This window comes from Xenorhabdus bovienii SS-2004 (assembly GCF_000027225.1).
Lineage (GTDB): Bacteria > Pseudomonadota > Gammaproteobacteria > Enterobacterales > Enterobacteriaceae > Xenorhabdus > Xenorhabdus bovienii_C.
This window is the reverse complement of sequence record NC_013892.1, coordinates 721,731-737,315: the sequence shown is the minus strand read 5'-3', so window position 1 is coordinate 737,315 and position 15,585 is coordinate 721,731. Positions and strand designations below refer to the sequence as shown.

The window sequence follows — 15,585 nt, the reverse complement described above, 5'->3', positions numbered from 1 at the left end:
TTCATTAGATTGTCAGAATATTGAATATGTCAAAAAATATAAAGCATAATATTGCCAAGAGATTATGCGAAGGCAAGTATTATCGATTATGGCTGTCTATATTTATTATGATAGGGAGTTTTTCTTATCATTTTAAATCTTATGCTGAAAATAATTTCAACATCCATGCGCTGAGAATAGGAGATAATTTTCCTGATGATATTGATCTTTCTATTTTTAATACTTCCACGCAACCTCCTGGTAAATATTGGGTCGATACCTATTTGAATAAAGAAAGTATTGATACGGGTAATGTTGAATTTATTTTAAATGATGGTGAACTGCGGCCAAAACTCACTGTGCAAAAATTGCAGGATTTAGGGGTGAAAATCAATGCTTTTCCGGTGTTGATGAATTTACCGTCAGAAGAGGTGATTACTAATATCAGCGAGTATATTCCTTCAGCCAGCACGAAGTTTGATTTTAATCGACAACGGCTGGATATCAGCATTCCTCAAATTGCGCTGAATCATCAGGTGAGAGGTTATATTTCGCCTGAGTCATGGGATCAGGGAATGACGGCTTTATTGGTTAACTACCATTATAGTGGGTCAACAAACTGGCAGGATAATCGGAGAACCAATCAGAACAATTATTTAAATCTGCAAACCGGCGTTAATTGGCAGGCATGGCGTTTGCGAAATTATTCCACTTATACCAGCCAGCACAAAAATTGGCGGAGTATTAAATCTTATCTTCAACGTGATATTCATGCTCTCAAAGGACAGTTGATCGTCGGTGATAGTTTCACGCCTTCTTATCTTTTTGATGGGATAGAATTTCGCGGGATTCAGCTTGCTTCTGACGAAAATATGCTGCCGGACAGTATGAAAGGTTTTGCACCGGTTGTAAGCGGGATTGCTCAAAGTCATGCTCAGGTCACAATCAAGCAGAATGGCTATGTGATTTATCAGACCTATGTTGCACAGGGGCCATTTGTATTAACCGATCTTTATCCAACCACCACCAGTGGGAATTTAGAAATCATTATCAAAGAAGCGGATGGCCGGGAACGTCGTTTTATACAACCGTTTTCTGCTGCACCCATTATGCTGAGGAAAGATAGCCTGAAATATTCGCTGACAATGGGACATTATCGCTCACCCTACAGCCGCAGTCGCAAACCTTATTTCTTTCAAGGTACTTTGATCTACGGGCTTCACAATAATCTCACCGCATATGGTGGTGTCATGTTATCCCGTGATTATCAATCTATGGTGTTAGGTTCAGGAATCGATTTGGGCAATGTCGGCTCGCTTTCTTTTGATGCTACCCATGCTAATACCCAATTGCCATCAGACAAAAAATCCCAAGGGCAGGCTTACCGACTACAGTATTTGAAAGCGCTTTCACTGACAGGAACGAATTTAACTGTGGCAGGGTATCGCTATTCGACTAAAGGTTTTTACGATTTCGATGATGCCAATCATGCTGATAACCTCAATAGCAACCATCGGTTGTTTGGCCGTATCAATAAGAAAAGCAAACTACAAGTGCAAGTTAATCAAATATTGGGGGATTTCGGCGGATTGTATGTCACGGCATTCCAGCAGGATTACTGGGGGCAGAGTAGTCATGAACGTGGTCTCGGTGCGGGTTATAACATGAGTCACCGTGGTATCAATTACGGCTTGAATTATACCTATAGCCGCACTCCCGACTCTGGCAATCATGACCAATTATTCTCATTCAGTGTTCATGTGCCTCTCGACCGCTGGCTGAAAAATAGTTGGGCCAGTTACAGCCTGACTTCAGGTAAAAACAGCCCCGCTTCGCAACAGGTCAGCCTGAATGGTACGGTACTGGAGGATAATAACCTGCACTACAGCCTGCAACAGAGTTATACCAATCAAGGGGATGGCGTCAGTGGAAATATTTATGCCGGGTATAAGGGAGCCTATGGTCGGCTCAATGCCGGTTATAACTATCAACACCACGGCAGGCAGATGAATTACGGTGTCAGTGGGGGAATTATTGCACACCCTTACGGTCTGACTTTCTCCCAGGAACTGGGCGAAACGGCGGTATTGGTTCGAGCCGAAGGCGCAAAAGGCGTCAAGGTAGCCAATAATACGGGCGTTACTACTGACGGGAACGGCTACGCCGTTGTACCTTATGCCAGCAGTTACCGAAAAAACCGGGTCGCACTTGATCCTCATTCTTTTGCTGATGATGTTGATATTGATATCAATACGCAATTTGTTGTTCCGACAAAAGGTGCGCTTACTCTGGCTAATTTTCAGACACGAATTGGCAGCAGGGTATTGATGTTTCTTTCATACCAAGGTCAGTCAGTGCCTTTTGGTGCCATTGCTACGTTGGAGAAACAGCATGATCTCGACAAGCCCAGCAGCACAATTGTCAGTAGTGAAGGGCAAGCCTATTTCACGGGAATGCCGACCCGTGGAAAGTTACAGGTTAAATGGGGCTCTCAGAATACCAAAACGTGTCTAGCCAATTATACCTTGCCGGAAAAGCAAACATTATCAGGCCATCCTCTATCTGGCATTAATACAATGAAGGTGAATTGTGAATAACACCGTATCAGGATCAGGCTTATGCTGATTTTCCGTCAAAATTATCGATTTTTACTGGCAATATTTATCCTGCTGGTGAGTTTAGCTGCTGATGTTTATGGCAGTGAGGGAAGTTGCCGGATTAAAGATGAAAGGAAACAACAGGATTTATCTGCCGTGTTTCAACCGAAGGTGTTTATTTCCAGAAACGATATGCCTGGAGCTGTGATTTATCGACATCCGGTTATTTCAAACCCACAAGATATATTGGGGATTCATTGCGATAAACCAGAGAAAATATCATGGAAATTTATTGGCTATACACCAACCAGTAGCAGAAATGATGATACTTATGATTCAGGCGTGTCTGGGATAGGCATACGGATGTATGGTTCTAATATAGAACTGATTAAGACAAACCCCAAAACAGGGACTGGCCCGATTAAAAATGGGATGATTCAAGCTTATGTAGGTTCTACTATTGTGCATACTTATCATATTCATGATGCACTGGTCACAACTGAAAGCTGTATTTTGGCTAAAGAGAATATTATTGTCCCTATGGGATCAATCGGGATGTGGGAATTGTCAGGTAATCCGCGCACTGCGGGAGCACAAGATTTCAGTATTGATCTGGATTGTGACGACAATATTCCTATTACGCTAAAATTTGAGGGAAATACAGTGTCAAATGACAACCGTATTTTAGCGCTTGATCAGAGAGGGAGTAACTCTACGGCCGGAGGAATTGGTCTTCAGATTCTGTATCAGGATCAACCGGTAATGATAAATTCTGTTTTAAAGGTTGGCACCAGCCCGATGGGAATTTACTCGGTTCCTTTCAAAGCTCACTATATACAGATAGAAAATATGATCACCGCAGGTCAAGCCAACGCCACCGCAAAGGTATCCATCATTTATAATTAAGTCCGTATTACCAGCCATAATCTCCTTTTATGGCTGGGCTTTACCCTTTCTTATTCATCCCTTCTCTTTTTTTTGGCCGAAAACGCCCGATTTTATTGGCGATTGACCTTATGTGCTCCCAGTTTGCAGGGGAAATATTGCTAATTAAATGACAATTTATTGAACTAAGATAAAGAAATCGTTTTTACGGGTATTACGATAAAGAAAGCCTTATATAATGTGCTCTATTTTTTTGAACCTTATTTTTTGATTTGAAAGGAAGTTCTCGGGCATCGATATGTCAAACAGCGTACTTAACCGCCGTTGGGCGGAACTTCTATTGGAAGCACTGACCCGGCATGGATTGCGTCATGTTTGTATTGCCCCTGGTTCCCGATCCACGCCATTGACATTATCAGCCGCAGGGAACGCTAAACTGATCTGCCATACTCATTTTGATGAGCGGGGATTAGGGTATTTGGCGCTGGGTCTGGCGAAGGCGAGTAAAGAACCGGTTGCCGTTATCGTGACGTCAGGAACTGCGGTTGCCAACCTCTATCCCTCCTTGATTGAAGCCGGTCTGACAGGTGAGCAGCTGGTATTTCTCACTGCCGACAGGCCACCGGAATTAATTGATTGTGGTGCGAATCAGGCTATTCGCCAGATCGGTATTTTTGCCTCCCATCCCACTCAGGCGCTTTCACTGCCGCGGCCGACCACAGAAATTTCTGCCAGTTGGCTGGTCTCTGTCGTTGATAATGGCATGTCGAACTTAAAACAAGGGAGCCTGCATATTAATTGCCCGTTTGCTGAACCTTTGTATGGCAATGATGTGATCGCGTATCAAGATTGGCAACAAACATTGGGAGAATGGTGGCAGGGTAATCAACCGTGGCTTAGGCAGTCAGAAACTTATGTTACATCTACAGTGCGGGATTGGGGTTTGTGGCAGAACAAGCGGGGCGTTGTACTGACTGGCCGGATGAATGCAGAAGAAGGCCCGCTCGTTGCACAGTGGTCAAGAAAAATGGGCTGGCCACTGATCAGTGATGTGCTGTCCCAAACTGGGCAACCGTTGCCTTGTGCTGACTTATGGCTGAATCATCCCCGTGTTCAGGAAATTCTGGCACAGGCGCAATTGGTGATTCAATTCGGCTCCAGCCTGACTGGAAAAAGACTGTTGCAATGGCAGGCTGAATGTCAGCCGGAAGAATTCTGGATTGTTGATCCGATTGTCGGCAGGCTTGACCCAGCTAATCACCAAGGACGGAAATTTACTTGTTATGTGGCTGATTGGCTTCGGGAACATTCTGCTGACTCCACGCAAGAGTCTACTTCTTTTGGTTGGGCAGATGAATTGACTTCATGGTCAGAGCAAGCACTTGAATGTGTCAACGCCAGATTAGATGGAAAATTTGGTGAGGCGGCAGTGGCGTATCAACTGCATCGATTACTGCCAGAACAGGGGCAGTTGTTTGTCGGTAATAGTTTGATTGTCCGTCTGATTGATGCATTGGGGCAGCTCCCCGCAGGTTATCCGGTTTACAGCAATCGTGGTGCAAGTGGTATTGATGGGCTGATCGCAACAGCCGCAGGAGTACAAAGGGCAACGAACAAACCGACGCTGGCAATTATCGGCGATCTTTCAGCACTCTATGACTTAAACAGCCTGACTTTGCTGCGTGATCTTTCCGCACCGATGATATTGATTGTCGTCAATAACAATGGCGGTCAGATTTTTTCATTACTGCCTACACCAGAAGAAACGCGTCAGCGTTTTTACTGTATGCCGCAGCATGTCAATTTTGATCACGCTGCGGCTATGTTTGGTCTGAATTATGTGACGCCCCAAAGTTGGTCTGAATTAAAACAACGTGTTAAACAGGCGTGGGAACAAAAAACAACGACACTGATTGAATTAAAAGTCACAGACAGCGAAGGCGTGAGATGCTTGCAAGAGTTACGGAAACAGGTGGCTGCATTGTGAAACTCGCCAGTCAGGTATTTCATTCGGATAAGCCGGGAACATGGTTGGTTTGGCTGCATGGCTTGTTGGGATGTGGTGATGAATGGCTACCCTTGGTGAATGCTTGTAGTCAGTATGCCTCGCTGGTCATTGACCTGCCCGGCCACGGTCACTCGACCGATATTACTGTGGCAGGGGGATTCGCTGAGATGAACGATCTCCTGAATGAAACCTTATTCAAACATCAGATCCATGACTATTGGCTGATTGGCTACTCACTGGGTGGCCGTATTGCTATGTACCATGCGACTTACGGCAAACATGAAGGGTTACGGGGCGTGCTGGTGGAAGGCGGAAATCCCGGGCTGTTTTCTCAACAGGAGCGTGATGCGAGATTGCAGCATGATCAGTGTTGGGTGCGGCGTTTTCGTGAGGAATCAATGGAGACGGTTCTTGCCGATTGGTATCAACAGCCCGTTTTTGCCGATTTATCATCGGAGCAGCGTGAGCAACTTATCCATTGCCGTAGCCAAAACAGGGGAAGCCGGATTGCCGATATGTTGGAAAGTACTTCACTGGGGCATCAACCGTGGCTGGTTCCTGCTCTGCAACACATAACCACACATTTTGCCTACTTATGTGGGGAAAATGATGAGAAATTTCAGAATATTGCGAAGCAATATACATTGCCGTTAAAAACCATCCCACAGGTTGGGCATAACGCCCATAATGGCAATCCTGCGGCGTTTGCCGCCGAAGTGAACCATTTTTTATCACTTTTTGGTTAAGGAGATTCAGCAATGCTTTATCCCAATGAAGAAAAATTGTACGCGCCCATTGAATGGCAAGATTGCTCCCAAGGGTTTAACGATATTCTCTACCATAAATCTGTAGATGGCATTGCCAAGATTACTATCAATCGCCCGCAGGTGCGTAATGCGTTCCGTCCCCTGACAGTAAAAGAGATGATTCAGGCGCTGGCAGATGCCCGTTACGATGATGAAGTTGGTACGATTATCCTGACGGGAATGGGGGAAAAGGCATTTTGTGCAGGGGGTGATCAAAAGATCCGTGGCGATTATGGTGGTTATCAAGATGATAACGGCATGCATCATTTGAATGTGCTGGATTTTCAGCGTCAAATTCGAACCTGTCCGAAACCGGTTGTTGCTATGGTAGCGGGTTATTCCATTGGTGGCGGGCATGTGTTGCATTTGATGTGTGATCTGACCATTGCAGCAGATAACGCGATTTTTGGTCAGACGGGCCCGAAAGTAGGGTCATTTGACGGCGGATGGGGCGCATCTTATATGGCGCGTATCGTTGGGCAGAAAAAAGCCCGTGAAATCTGGTTCCTCTGTCGTCAATATGATGCCCGGCAAGCGTTGGATATGGGGCTGGTTAACACGGTTGTGCCTTATGCGGATTTGGAAAAAGAGGCCGTGCGCTGGTGTCGTGAAATGCTGGAAAACAGCCCAATGGCATTGCGTTGCCTGAAAGCTGCACTGAATGCGGATTGCGATGGGCAGTCGGGTTTGCAGGAGCTGGCGGGGAATGCCACCATGTTGTTCTATATGACCGAAGAAGGGCAGGAAGGACGCAATGCGTTCAACGAAAAACGCCCCCCTGATTTCAGTAGATTCAAGCGTAATCCATAATGCGGAAAGCGACCTTATATTCATTCAGCCTGCCCATGGAGGCAGGTATTATTTTGCGTTATCAACGCCTTAAAACCCGTGATGGCTTTCTGGTGCACTTGCAGGAAAATGAACGGCACGGTTGGGGGGAAATCTCCCCGCTACCCGAATTCAGTCATGAAACTCTGGAACAGGCCAAAAATGCTGCCGTGACATGGCTGCAACAGTGGTGTCAAAACGAACAGGGATTAACGGTAGAACCCGAAGAGAGTGAACCGCCTTCCGTGGCGTTTGGTATCAGTTGTGCCCTCGCTGAACTACAGGGTGAATTACCCGAAGAGGCTGATTATCGCAAAGCACCATTATGTACGGGAGATCCTGATGACGTGATTTTGCGTCTGGGAAATATGACTGGGCAAAAGATTGCTAAAGTGAAAGTCGGGCTGTATGAAGCGGTGCGGGATGGTATGGTGGTGGATGTCCTGCTGGAAGCCGTGCCTGATCTCCAGTTGCGGCTAGATGCGAATCGCAGTTGGACACGCATAAAAGCCGATGACTTCGCAAAATATGTCAATCCCGATTACCGGCAACGAATTGCTTTTCTTGAAGAACCTTGCAAAACCTGTGAAGAATCCCTGGCATTTGCCCGTGATACAGGAATTGCCATTGCATGGGATGAAAGCGTGCGTGAAGCGGGTTTCACGGTAGAAGCACAGGAAGGCGTTGCGGCCATTGTCATCAAACCGATGCTGGTTGGCAGTATTGTCCGCTGTCGTCAGTTAGTTGCAGACGCTCATCAGGCAGGGTTGGAAGCAGTAATCAGTTCCAGCATCGAAACCAGTTTTGGTTTGACACAGCTCGCCCGTCTCGCACATTGGCTGACACCCGATACCCTTCCCGGGCTGGATACGCTGGATCTGATTCAGTCACAACTTATCCGTGGCTGGCCAGAAAGTCCCATTCCTTGTGTGGTGCTAGATGATCTGGACACCGTATGGAGCAATGAATGTCATTAGCGGAATGGACGCAATGGCCGTGGCATCATTGGGCGATGCTCTACCCAGAGAAGCAGGCTGTCAGGCTGCATGAAGAGACGTTATCCTGGCGACAACTAGCGGAAAAAATCAACGCCATCGCTGCCCATTTTCACCAACAGGGGCTGTGGGAAAGTAGCAGTGTGATCCTGAGAGGAAAAAACAGTGCCGATCTCCTGCTGTGTTATCTCAGTGCATTGCAATGTGGTGCAAGAGTATTGCCACTGAATCCGCAACTCCCTGAGCCTTTGTTGGCAGAATTGCTTCCTCATCTGAACATGACATTTGTCATCGATTTTACCGATCCCCCTTCATCTGCTATTCAGGCGATTAAACTTGATTGGCAACCTGAATTATCTGTGATACCAGAGCAATGGGTGCCGTGGGATATCCATCGCCCTGCCAGTATGATTTTGACTTCGGGTACTTCTGGATTGCCCAAGGCAGCGGTTCACTCTATTGGGGCTCACCTTGCCAGTGCGCAGGGGCTTCTCTCCTGCATGGATTTTCAGCCAAATGACAGTTGGCTGTTTTCGCTCCCGTTGTTTCATGTTTCCGGTCAGGGCATTCTTTGGCGTTGGCTGCTGAAAGGTGCGGAATTGGTGTTGCGAGATCTGAATCCATTGGATCGTGCATTATCTGGTTGTACCCATGCGTCACTTGTACCAACCCAACTCTGGCGTTTGCTTGAACAATCGTTTGAACATGCACTCACTTTAAAAGCAGTGCTCTTGGGTGGAGCCATGATACCAACGGAATTGACTCAACAGGCCGAACAACTTGGTATTCATTGCTGGTGTGGCTATGGGCTGACAGAAATGGCGTCAACGGTCTGTGCAAAACGGGCAGATAGTTTATCAGGCGTGGGAAATCCACTACCGGGCAAAGATATTCGCTTGGTGGATGAGGATATTCAGATCCGCGCTGACAGCATCGCTCTGGGGTATTGGCTTGATGGAAAATTGAATCCACTGGCAGATACCGATGGCTGGTTTTCGACCCGTGACAGAGGAATATTTGAACAGGGCGAATTGCGTATTTTAGGGCGCCTCGACAATCAATTTTTCAGTGGGGGAGAGGGGATTCAGCCTGAAGATATAGAGCGGATTATTAACCAACATCCTCAGATTCTGCAAAATTTTGTTGTACCTATTCCTGATAGTGAATTTGGACATCGACCCGTTGTAGTGATTGAAACCCAACATCCTGCACTTACGGAAACACTTGCTGACTGGCTTACTGATAAGCTCGCAGCATTTCAACGCCCTGTGGTTTGTTATCTGCTGCCTGTACAATTGAAAAATGGTGGGATAAAAATTTCACGCCAGCAGGTCAAGCAATGGGTGCTGGAAAAATGGGTTATATCTAAAGTAATTTATAAACCTGATGATGTATAAAGATGCAGGGGTATACATATTTTGATAAATTGAGATATTTACTTATGTACACTATCTATGGTGTTACTTGGATTTCAGTAAAATATCTCAGATAGTATTGGTATTCACCCCTTGGGAAGAGAGAAGTATGAAAAGTTTCATTGCTGTCAGCATGGCCAGTTTGTTTTTTGTGTCTGGCGTGGCAAATGCAATTTCCATGAATGTACAGGCTGGAAAGCATTACACAAGTACATCTGTGGGGCTAGGTGATAAAAGTGCGGGATTATCTTTGAATGGAAACTGGACTCGCAGTGATCATAACGGTCAAATTGGTAGTTTAGGCACCGCTTTCGCTCTGCCTGTAGGCCCAATAACGGCAAGCGTTGGTGGTAAAGTGCTTTATCTGTCGCCAAAAGAAGGAAAAGATGGTGTTGCGTTAGCTGCGGGTGCCGGCCTTAGCTGGGCGGTGTTACCTTCCTTGTCACTATATGGTGAAGCTTATGGAGCACCATCAGGGCTGACATCAGGCGTTGATTCTTATACAGAGGCAACAGGGGGGATCCGTTATACTTTATTTAAGCCGCTGACTGTGGATGCAGGTTATCGTGTTATTGATCTGCAAGGCAAAAATGGTAACCGTAACAATAAAGTTTCAGAAGGTTTTTATATTGGGGCCGGCTTCAGCTTCTAATAAACCTATACTGAGTAGATTTCAATTTGCAGCCAATAAAGCAGTAACTTGAAAGATGGAAAGTATAATCGAGATTATCCGCATCGTTCATCAATGCGGATAATTTTATGAATTACCCTACCTCAGGTAGTATTCCAGCGACAATGCCAATCTGAATGGCAATGAGAATGATACCACAGAGGAAAACCACAACTAATGCGGGAGTTCCGCCAAAGACCCGATATTGGCGCTTATGCTGCTGACGAACTTTGAATACCAGAATACTCGGCAGTAACAGCGCTAAAATTGACAGTGCAGCAGCTGCATAGCCTAAAGCCATGATAAACCCTTTGGGATAAAACAACGCAAAAATCAATGGGGGGACAAACGTCAGCAACCCTGTCTGAAACCTTCCTGCTATATTATCCTGACGTTTGAACAGATCAGCCAGAAAATCAAATAAGCCTAAGGCAACGCCTAAAAAGGATGTCACGAGTGCCAGATTAGCAAACATCCGGACAGATAATTCTGTCTGGGGAGAGGCTACAACATGACGAATGGCGCTCAATAAACCATCCAGACCAGATTTTTCGGCTAATATTCCCATAAATGAGGTAGGAGCAATGCTGCCCAAAGTACCCAATTGCCAGAAAATATAAGCTGCTAATGGAATGGCACTACCGATGATAAATATCCAGCGTAATTTACGGATATCTCCTTTCATATATCGTACGATGCTGGGTACGCTGCCATGGAAGCCAAATGAGGTGAAAATGACAGGAATCGCAGATAACACAAGGCCTTGTTCAACGGGCAGGGATAACAAATTGACATGGTGAATGTGGGGCATCATCAGGCCAAGCATCAGTATCAGAAAGATCAGTTTGGCGCTGAAAAAGATCCGGTTGATAAAATCTACGGAACTGGTTCCAATGCAGACAACGGCTCCGGCAATTAAAGTGAATAAAATCACGCCCGTTGATAATGAGAATGAAGAACCTGTCCATTCATTAATGCTACTGGTTAGTAATTCACCCGCGCCACTAATATAAGCGGATGTTAAGGCATACATCAGAAACAGCATACTGAACCCGGTCAATAATTGCCCTTTCAAACCAAGATAGTGTTTTGCAATGGTTCCCAGCCCAGAATCGGGCTCATTGTATTGATAGACTTCTACTAGCAGGAGAGCTGTATAACTCATCAATGCCCACAGGGCGACTAACATGACCAGTGTTGTTCCAAAACCCACACCTGCCGAAGCCAGTGGCATTGCCAGCATCCCCGCACCAATTGTCGTTCCAGCGACGATAAAAATACTACCAATAGTGCGATTTTTCACGCGATCCTCGCTTCTGAATATGTTGAAAAATAGTTATAAGATTGGCAGGTTAAAGGATTGATTTATAACTGTCAAATTCAGATTACATCAAGTGTAAATAATTAATTACATGCTTAAATGCGGTTGGATGAAGAGACTGCTCGTGATAGGTGATACAAATTCGGTGTCTCAAAACACGTTGCATTGATTATTAAAAGTGTGAGTGGACAGTCTGTTTTTCAGGATTTAGTGGAAGAGGGAAGCTGGAACTTGGGAGACACATAACAAGCAGGGGCTATGGTATGAAAGTACAGGTAGCGTAAATGCCGAAAAAAAACCCGTTATCTGGAAGATAACGGGTTTTTAGATGGTGCCGGCTACCGGAGTCGAACTGGTGACCTACTGATTACAAGTCAGTTGCTCTACCAACTGAGCTAAGCCGGCGAAATTTGGCGGAAGGATAGAGATTCGAACTCTAGGATGGTTTCCCATCGGCGGTTTTCAAGACCGCTGCCTTCGACCGCTCGGCCATCCTTCCATGGCGCGAGATTATGCCTATATCGTTCTGATGTGTCTAGTCCCTGAAGGAAAAAAAACGTATTTTTTTACTGTTTGCTCAATCTTCGATCTGTAATGGTCTTTTTATTCTCTAACCTGCTAGTATTAGCATAATACAACGGCTTATTTGATTACGGGTTGATGTAGAATCAACCAAAAAATATATTCACACTAAAGGCAATTATTCAAAGAATGTATAAACAAGCATCTATCAAGCCATCTACTATTCCCCGTTTTTACGCACTATTTATTATTTTGCTTTTTACGTCTCTATTTTTATTCGGGTATAACTATTTTGATAGTTGGCTCACAGATAAAAAATATGCTATTAGCAGTGTAACAGTTAAGATGAGATTGCAAATCGAAAATTATCGTTATCATGCCAATCATATCTTTGAACAATCTAATATTCCGCTCTCTGCCTCCTCTCAGGAGGCAACATCATTGTTTAAATTGCGTCCCGATGTCCATTGGCTGGAAAGTCGTTATAAGACAGTCGATGCAATTATTTTTGGTCAGTACAATCATTCAAGTATTCAACTAGCTCAGCGGTTATCTAACTATCTGGAAATTCTCTGGGGTTCCCGTAATGAATACGAATCTATGTATTATCTCAATGGTAAGGATAACAATTTACTTTTGGTAACAACTCATCCTATTTTAAAACCAGAAATCAGGTTTAAGGAGAGTTATCTGACCCTGACGTCTGAGGCCAAACGAACTGAAATGTTGGCTCAATCGATAGCGCTGGATGAAAAAGAAAGCATTTCAGCCATCAATGTGCTGCGTGGGGAGAATATTTATTTCTATACTTATAAAGCTGCATTCAATTTGCCTGGGCAATTAACTACCGTTATCGCCTTTGAACTGCCCATTAATAACCTTTTGCCGATTGATATGTCACCGGCAAACTTTCGCTTGAATTTGACCAACTTGCATGATGCTGAGGGTTCCAATAAAGTTGAGGTTTCACTGAACGGTTTTTGGCTAGAGTTCTCCCAGAATCTCAATGCCATGCCATATGAATTGGTTTATCAAGTTCCACTGAAAGCCCTGGTTATAGATTTACTGATCAGGAATATGTGGCTCTTGTTCTCAATATTACTTTTCGCAATGTTCTCATTGAGTGGTTTGTTCTATATCCGCCGTAGATATATTACACCTAATGCTTCGATGGATCATGAGCTGAAAATTAAGGACTCTTTAGGTAATGATATCATCTCCAATATTCCTATCGGTTTGTTGATCTACGATTTTTCATCAAATCGGTTAATCACTAGCAATAAAATTGCAGAACAGTTAATACCTTATCTTGATTTGAATAAAGTTAAGGCTATGGCACAACAACATCATGGCGTCATTCAAACATCTATTGATGACGCGAATTATGAAGTCAAGATGTATAATAGCAATCTATTACCCGAAACATATCTCTTTCTGCTGCAAGATAGAGATCAGGAGGTTATGATAAATAGACGGCTCCAGCTTGCCAATCGAGAATATGATAAAACTGTTCAGGCCAGACGTTCAATGCTATCAAATATTAATAATGAAATAAAAATACCGATTCAGAGCTTAAATGAGATTGCTGCCCAGTTGAAACAGATATCACAAGATGAAAACATGCAGAACTTGCTGGATAAGTTATTGGTTAAATCGGAATATATTACCAAATGGGTTGAAAACATTTCATTACTCAATGAGCTGGAGTCTGGTGACTGGCAGTCTGCTACTGAAATATTTTCTTTGTCTTCACGGTTGGAGCATATTCTGAAAGCTTCTCTGTCGACATTAAATGCCAAGGGATTGAAAATTTATTACCATTTTAATTTTCATCATGAATCTTTGTTCATTGGTGATGGTGTGGCAATAACTAAAATCGTCTCGCTGTTATTTAATTACGCAATAACGACAACCAGTTATGGAAAAATATCACTGTCCATTAATAGCTCTGGCGAATATGACAATTGCATTCAAATTGATCTCATTGATACCGGTTCAGGTCTTAGCGAAAAAGATTTAATCAGTTTGAATTATCCCTTCTTGAACAAATCAGCAGAAGATAAGTATTATACGAACTCTGGGCTAACTTTTTATCTATGTAATCAGTTGTGCAAAAAGATGGGAGGGAATTTTGAAATTAAAAGTAAGTTGGGTTTGGGTACACATTATGTCATTAACCTGCCTCTTTCGCAGCATAGTGATAACAATGGCGAAACGCCTCAGCTTTTGCAGGGTGTGACAGCCTTAATTGATATCAGTAATCCTGAAATCAGTAAAATAATCCACAATTACTTGAATAATTATGGTGCGTCATACTTCGATAAAATCAAAGGGAATGTTACAGAAGAATACGATATTATCTTTACGGATATGCAGTGCAAAGTAGAAAAACCAACTATATTATTAGTTGATGGTTTGGCTGATTTCAAGCAGATAAAACCTAATCTGGTTAAGTGTAATTATAATTTTGTTGATGCGGTTATCAATGCAATATCGTTACTGGTTGAAGAAAATTTCAGTCTAGATGAATCTTGCTATGCTCTTGAAACCCCTAAATCAGAATGCAATGTTGTCAGTAGTGTTGACAATATTCTCAAGGGCTACCAAACACAGTTGGCAGATAGTGATTATAGGAAATTATTTATAGAGACAGTACCGATGGATATTACTAAACTGTATACTGATATGGAACGACATGATTTGACATTACTTTCGCAAACGGTACACCGCCTTAAGGGTGCGTTTGCTATGTTAGATTTAAAATTGCTCAAATTATCATGTGAGGCGTTGGAACAACACATAGCAGACAATAATGAAATAGAAATCGAAAATAGCATCAGCCGTATTGATTCTTTTGTCACGAAGCTGTTGCAGCAAGGTAACCAAGAATATGAATAACCTTAATGTCATTATTGCCGATGACCATCCCATTGTTTTGTTTGGCATCCGTAAATCACTCGAACAAATTGAGTGGATTAATGTTGTCGCTGAGTTTGAAAATTCAACGACACTCATTAACAATTTACCGCACATAGAAGCGGATGTTCTCATAACAGATCTGTCAATGCCAGGCGACAAATACGGTGATGGCATTACCCTGATAAAATATATTAAACGGCATTACCCAACACTGGCTATCATTGTTCTTACTATGAACAATAACCCAGCTATTTTAAGCGCTGTGCTTGAACTTGATATTGAGGGAATTGTATTAAAGCAGGGAGCACCTACTGATTTGCCCAGAGCACTTTCTGCTTTGCAAAAGGGTAAAAAATTTACACCTGAAAGTGTTTCTAAATTGCTGGAAAAAGTCAATGCTAATGGTTATGGAGATAAACCATTATCTCCGAAAGAGAGTGAAGTACTGCGTTTATTTGCGGATGGTCTTCTTGTTACTGATATCGCTAAAAAACTTAATCGCAGTATTAAGACCATTAGCAGCCAGAAAAAATCAGCTATGCTGAAACTGGGTGTAGATAACGATATTGCGCTGCTTAATTATTTATCATCTGTCACTATTGAAAAAGATATCGGTAGATAATAAATATGTTATCTTTTT

The 15,585-nt window shown here is 43.5% G+C and carries 11 protein-coding genes and 2 tRNA genes; 10 read left to right on the top strand and 3 right to left on the bottom strand.

Translation table 11 applies throughout. From position 1 onward, the window contains the following. Positions 1 to 26: 26 nt before the first annotated feature. The 8 genes from XBJ1_RS03185 (at position 27) to XBJ1_RS03150 (ending at position 10,165) form a co-directional block, all read left to right on the top strand. Positions 27 to 2,576, top strand: a complete 2,550-nt coding sequence (locus XBJ1_RS03185; RefSeq protein ID WP_012987324.1) for a fimbria/pilus outer membrane usher protein — start codon at positions 27 to 29, stop codon at positions 2,574 to 2,576. Between the two features lie 21 nt (positions 2,577 to 2,597). Next, positions 2,598 to 3,482 carry a fimbrial protein gene (locus XBJ1_RS18945; RefSeq protein WP_012987323.1) on the top strand — a complete coding sequence of 295 codons (885 nt, stop codon included), beginning with the start codon at positions 2,598 to 2,600 and terminating at the stop codon, positions 3,480 to 3,482. Positions 3,483 to 3,759: 277 nt separating this feature from the next. Continuing rightward, positions 3,760 to 5,448: a 2-succinyl-5-enolpyruvyl-6-hydroxy-3-cyclohexene-1-carboxylic-acid synthase gene (gene menD, locus XBJ1_RS03175; protein WP_012987322.1), complete on the top strand. Its 1,689-nt coding sequence runs from the start codon at positions 3,760 to 3,762 to the stop codon at positions 5,446 to 5,448. Continuing rightward, entirely contained in the window at positions 5,409 to 6,215 is an 807-nt protein-coding gene (gene menH, locus XBJ1_RS03170; RefSeq protein ID WP_012987321.1) for a 2-succinyl-6-hydroxy-2,4-cyclohexadiene-1-carboxylate synthase, read from the top strand. Before menD ends, menH begins: the two co-directional genes overlap by 40 nt. Positions 6,216 to 6,227: 12 nt before the next feature. Next, positions 6,228 to 7,085, top strand: coding sequence for a 1,4-dihydroxy-2-naphthoyl-CoA synthase (menB, locus tag XBJ1_RS03165; RefSeq protein ID WP_012987320.1), 858 nt, complete (start codon positions 6,228 to 6,230; stop codon positions 7,083 to 7,085). Beyond that, positions 7,085 to 8,080, top strand: coding sequence for an o-succinylbenzoate synthase (gene menC / locus XBJ1_RS03160; protein ID WP_012987319.1), 996 nt, complete (start codon positions 7,085 to 7,087; stop codon positions 8,078 to 8,080). The genes menB and menC overlap by 1 nt, the downstream gene beginning before the upstream one ends. Continuing rightward, the gene (gene menE, locus XBJ1_RS03155; protein WP_012987318.1) at positions 8,071 to 9,495 is read left to right on the top strand and encodes an o-succinylbenzoate--CoA ligase; all 1,425 of its coding nucleotides are present in this window, start codon (positions 8,071 to 8,073) and stop codon (positions 9,493 to 9,495) included. The genes menC and menE overlap by 10 nt, the downstream gene beginning before the upstream one ends. A 127-nt stretch (positions 9,496 to 9,622) precedes the next feature. Then, positions 9,623 to 10,165 carry a YfaZ family outer membrane protein gene (locus tag XBJ1_RS03150; protein ID WP_012987317.1) on the top strand — a complete coding sequence of 181 codons (543 nt, stop codon included), beginning with the start codon at positions 9,623 to 9,625 and terminating at the stop codon, positions 10,163 to 10,165. A gap of 112 nt (positions 10,166 to 10,277) precedes the next feature. On the opposite strand, the gene tyrP is transcribed toward XBJ1_RS03150, so the two are convergent. The 3 genes from tyrP to XBJ1_RS03135 all read right to left on the bottom strand — a co-directional run bounded on the left by tyrP (position 10,278) and on the right by XBJ1_RS03135 (position 12,003). Then, positions 10,278 to 11,486 carry a tyrosine transporter TyrP gene (tyrP, locus tag XBJ1_RS03145; protein ID WP_012987316.1) on the bottom strand — a complete coding sequence of 403 codons (1,209 nt, stop codon included), beginning with the start codon at positions 11,484 to 11,486 and terminating at the stop codon, positions 10,278 to 10,280. 347 nt (positions 11,487 to 11,833) lie between these two features. Then, positions 11,834 to 11,909 (bottom strand) — tRNA-Thr (locus tag XBJ1_RS03140). Between the two features lie 6 nt (positions 11,910 to 11,915). Further along, positions 11,916 to 12,003: transfer RNA gene (locus XBJ1_RS03135), tRNA-Ser, on the bottom strand. A gap of 212 nt (positions 12,004 to 12,215) precedes the next feature. Here XBJ1_RS03135 and rcsD point away from each other — a divergent pair. Next, positions 12,216 to 14,924 (top strand): phosphotransferase RcsD, encoded by a 2,709-nt coding sequence (gene rcsD / locus XBJ1_RS03130; protein WP_012987315.1) that lies wholly within the window; start codon positions 12,216 to 12,218, stop codon positions 14,922 to 14,924. Further along, on the top strand, positions 14,917 to 15,567 hold the full coding sequence (gene rcsB, locus XBJ1_RS03125; RefSeq protein WP_012987314.1) for a response regulator transcription factor RcsB: 651 nt from the start codon (positions 14,917 to 14,919) through the stop codon (positions 15,565 to 15,567). The genes rcsD and rcsB overlap by 8 nt, the downstream gene beginning before the upstream one ends. Positions 15,568 to 15,585 lie beyond the last annotated feature (18 nt).

Bases quoted from the DNA above. Each gene is read 5' to 3' on its own strand.
- menD (WP_012987322.1), top strand. From the start codon at position 3,760: ATGTCAAACAGCGTACTTAACCGCCGTTGGGCGGAACTTCTATTGGAA.
- rcsB (WP_012987314.1), top strand. From the start codon at position 14,917: ATGAATAACCTTAATGTCATTATTGCCGATGACCATCCCATTGTTTTG.
- menE (WP_012987318.1), top strand. From the start codon at position 8,071: ATGTCATTAGCGGAATGGACGCAATGGCCGTGGCATCATTGGGCGATG.
- XBJ1_RS18945 (WP_012987323.1), top strand. From the start codon at position 2,598: ATGCTGATTTTCCGTCAAAATTATCGATTTTTACTGGCAATATTTATC.
- XBJ1_RS03150 (WP_012987317.1), top strand. From the start codon at position 9,623: ATGAAAAGTTTCATTGCTGTCAGCATGGCCAGTTTGTTTTTTGTGTCT.
- XBJ1_RS03185 (WP_012987324.1), top strand. From the start codon at position 27: ATGTCAAAAAATATAAAGCATAATATTGCCAAGAGATTATGCGAAGGC.
- menB (WP_012987320.1), top strand. From the start codon at position 6,228: ATGCTTTATCCCAATGAAGAAAAATTGTACGCGCCCATTGAATGGCAA.
- rcsD (WP_012987315.1), top strand. From the start codon at position 12,216: ATGTATAAACAAGCATCTATCAAGCCATCTACTATTCCCCGTTTTTAC.
- menH (WP_012987321.1), top strand. From the start codon at position 5,409: ATGCTTGCAAGAGTTACGGAAACAGGTGGCTGCATTGTGAAACTCGCC.
- menC (WP_012987319.1), top strand. From the start codon at position 7,085: ATGCGGAAAGCGACCTTATATTCATTCAGCCTGCCCATGGAGGCAGGT.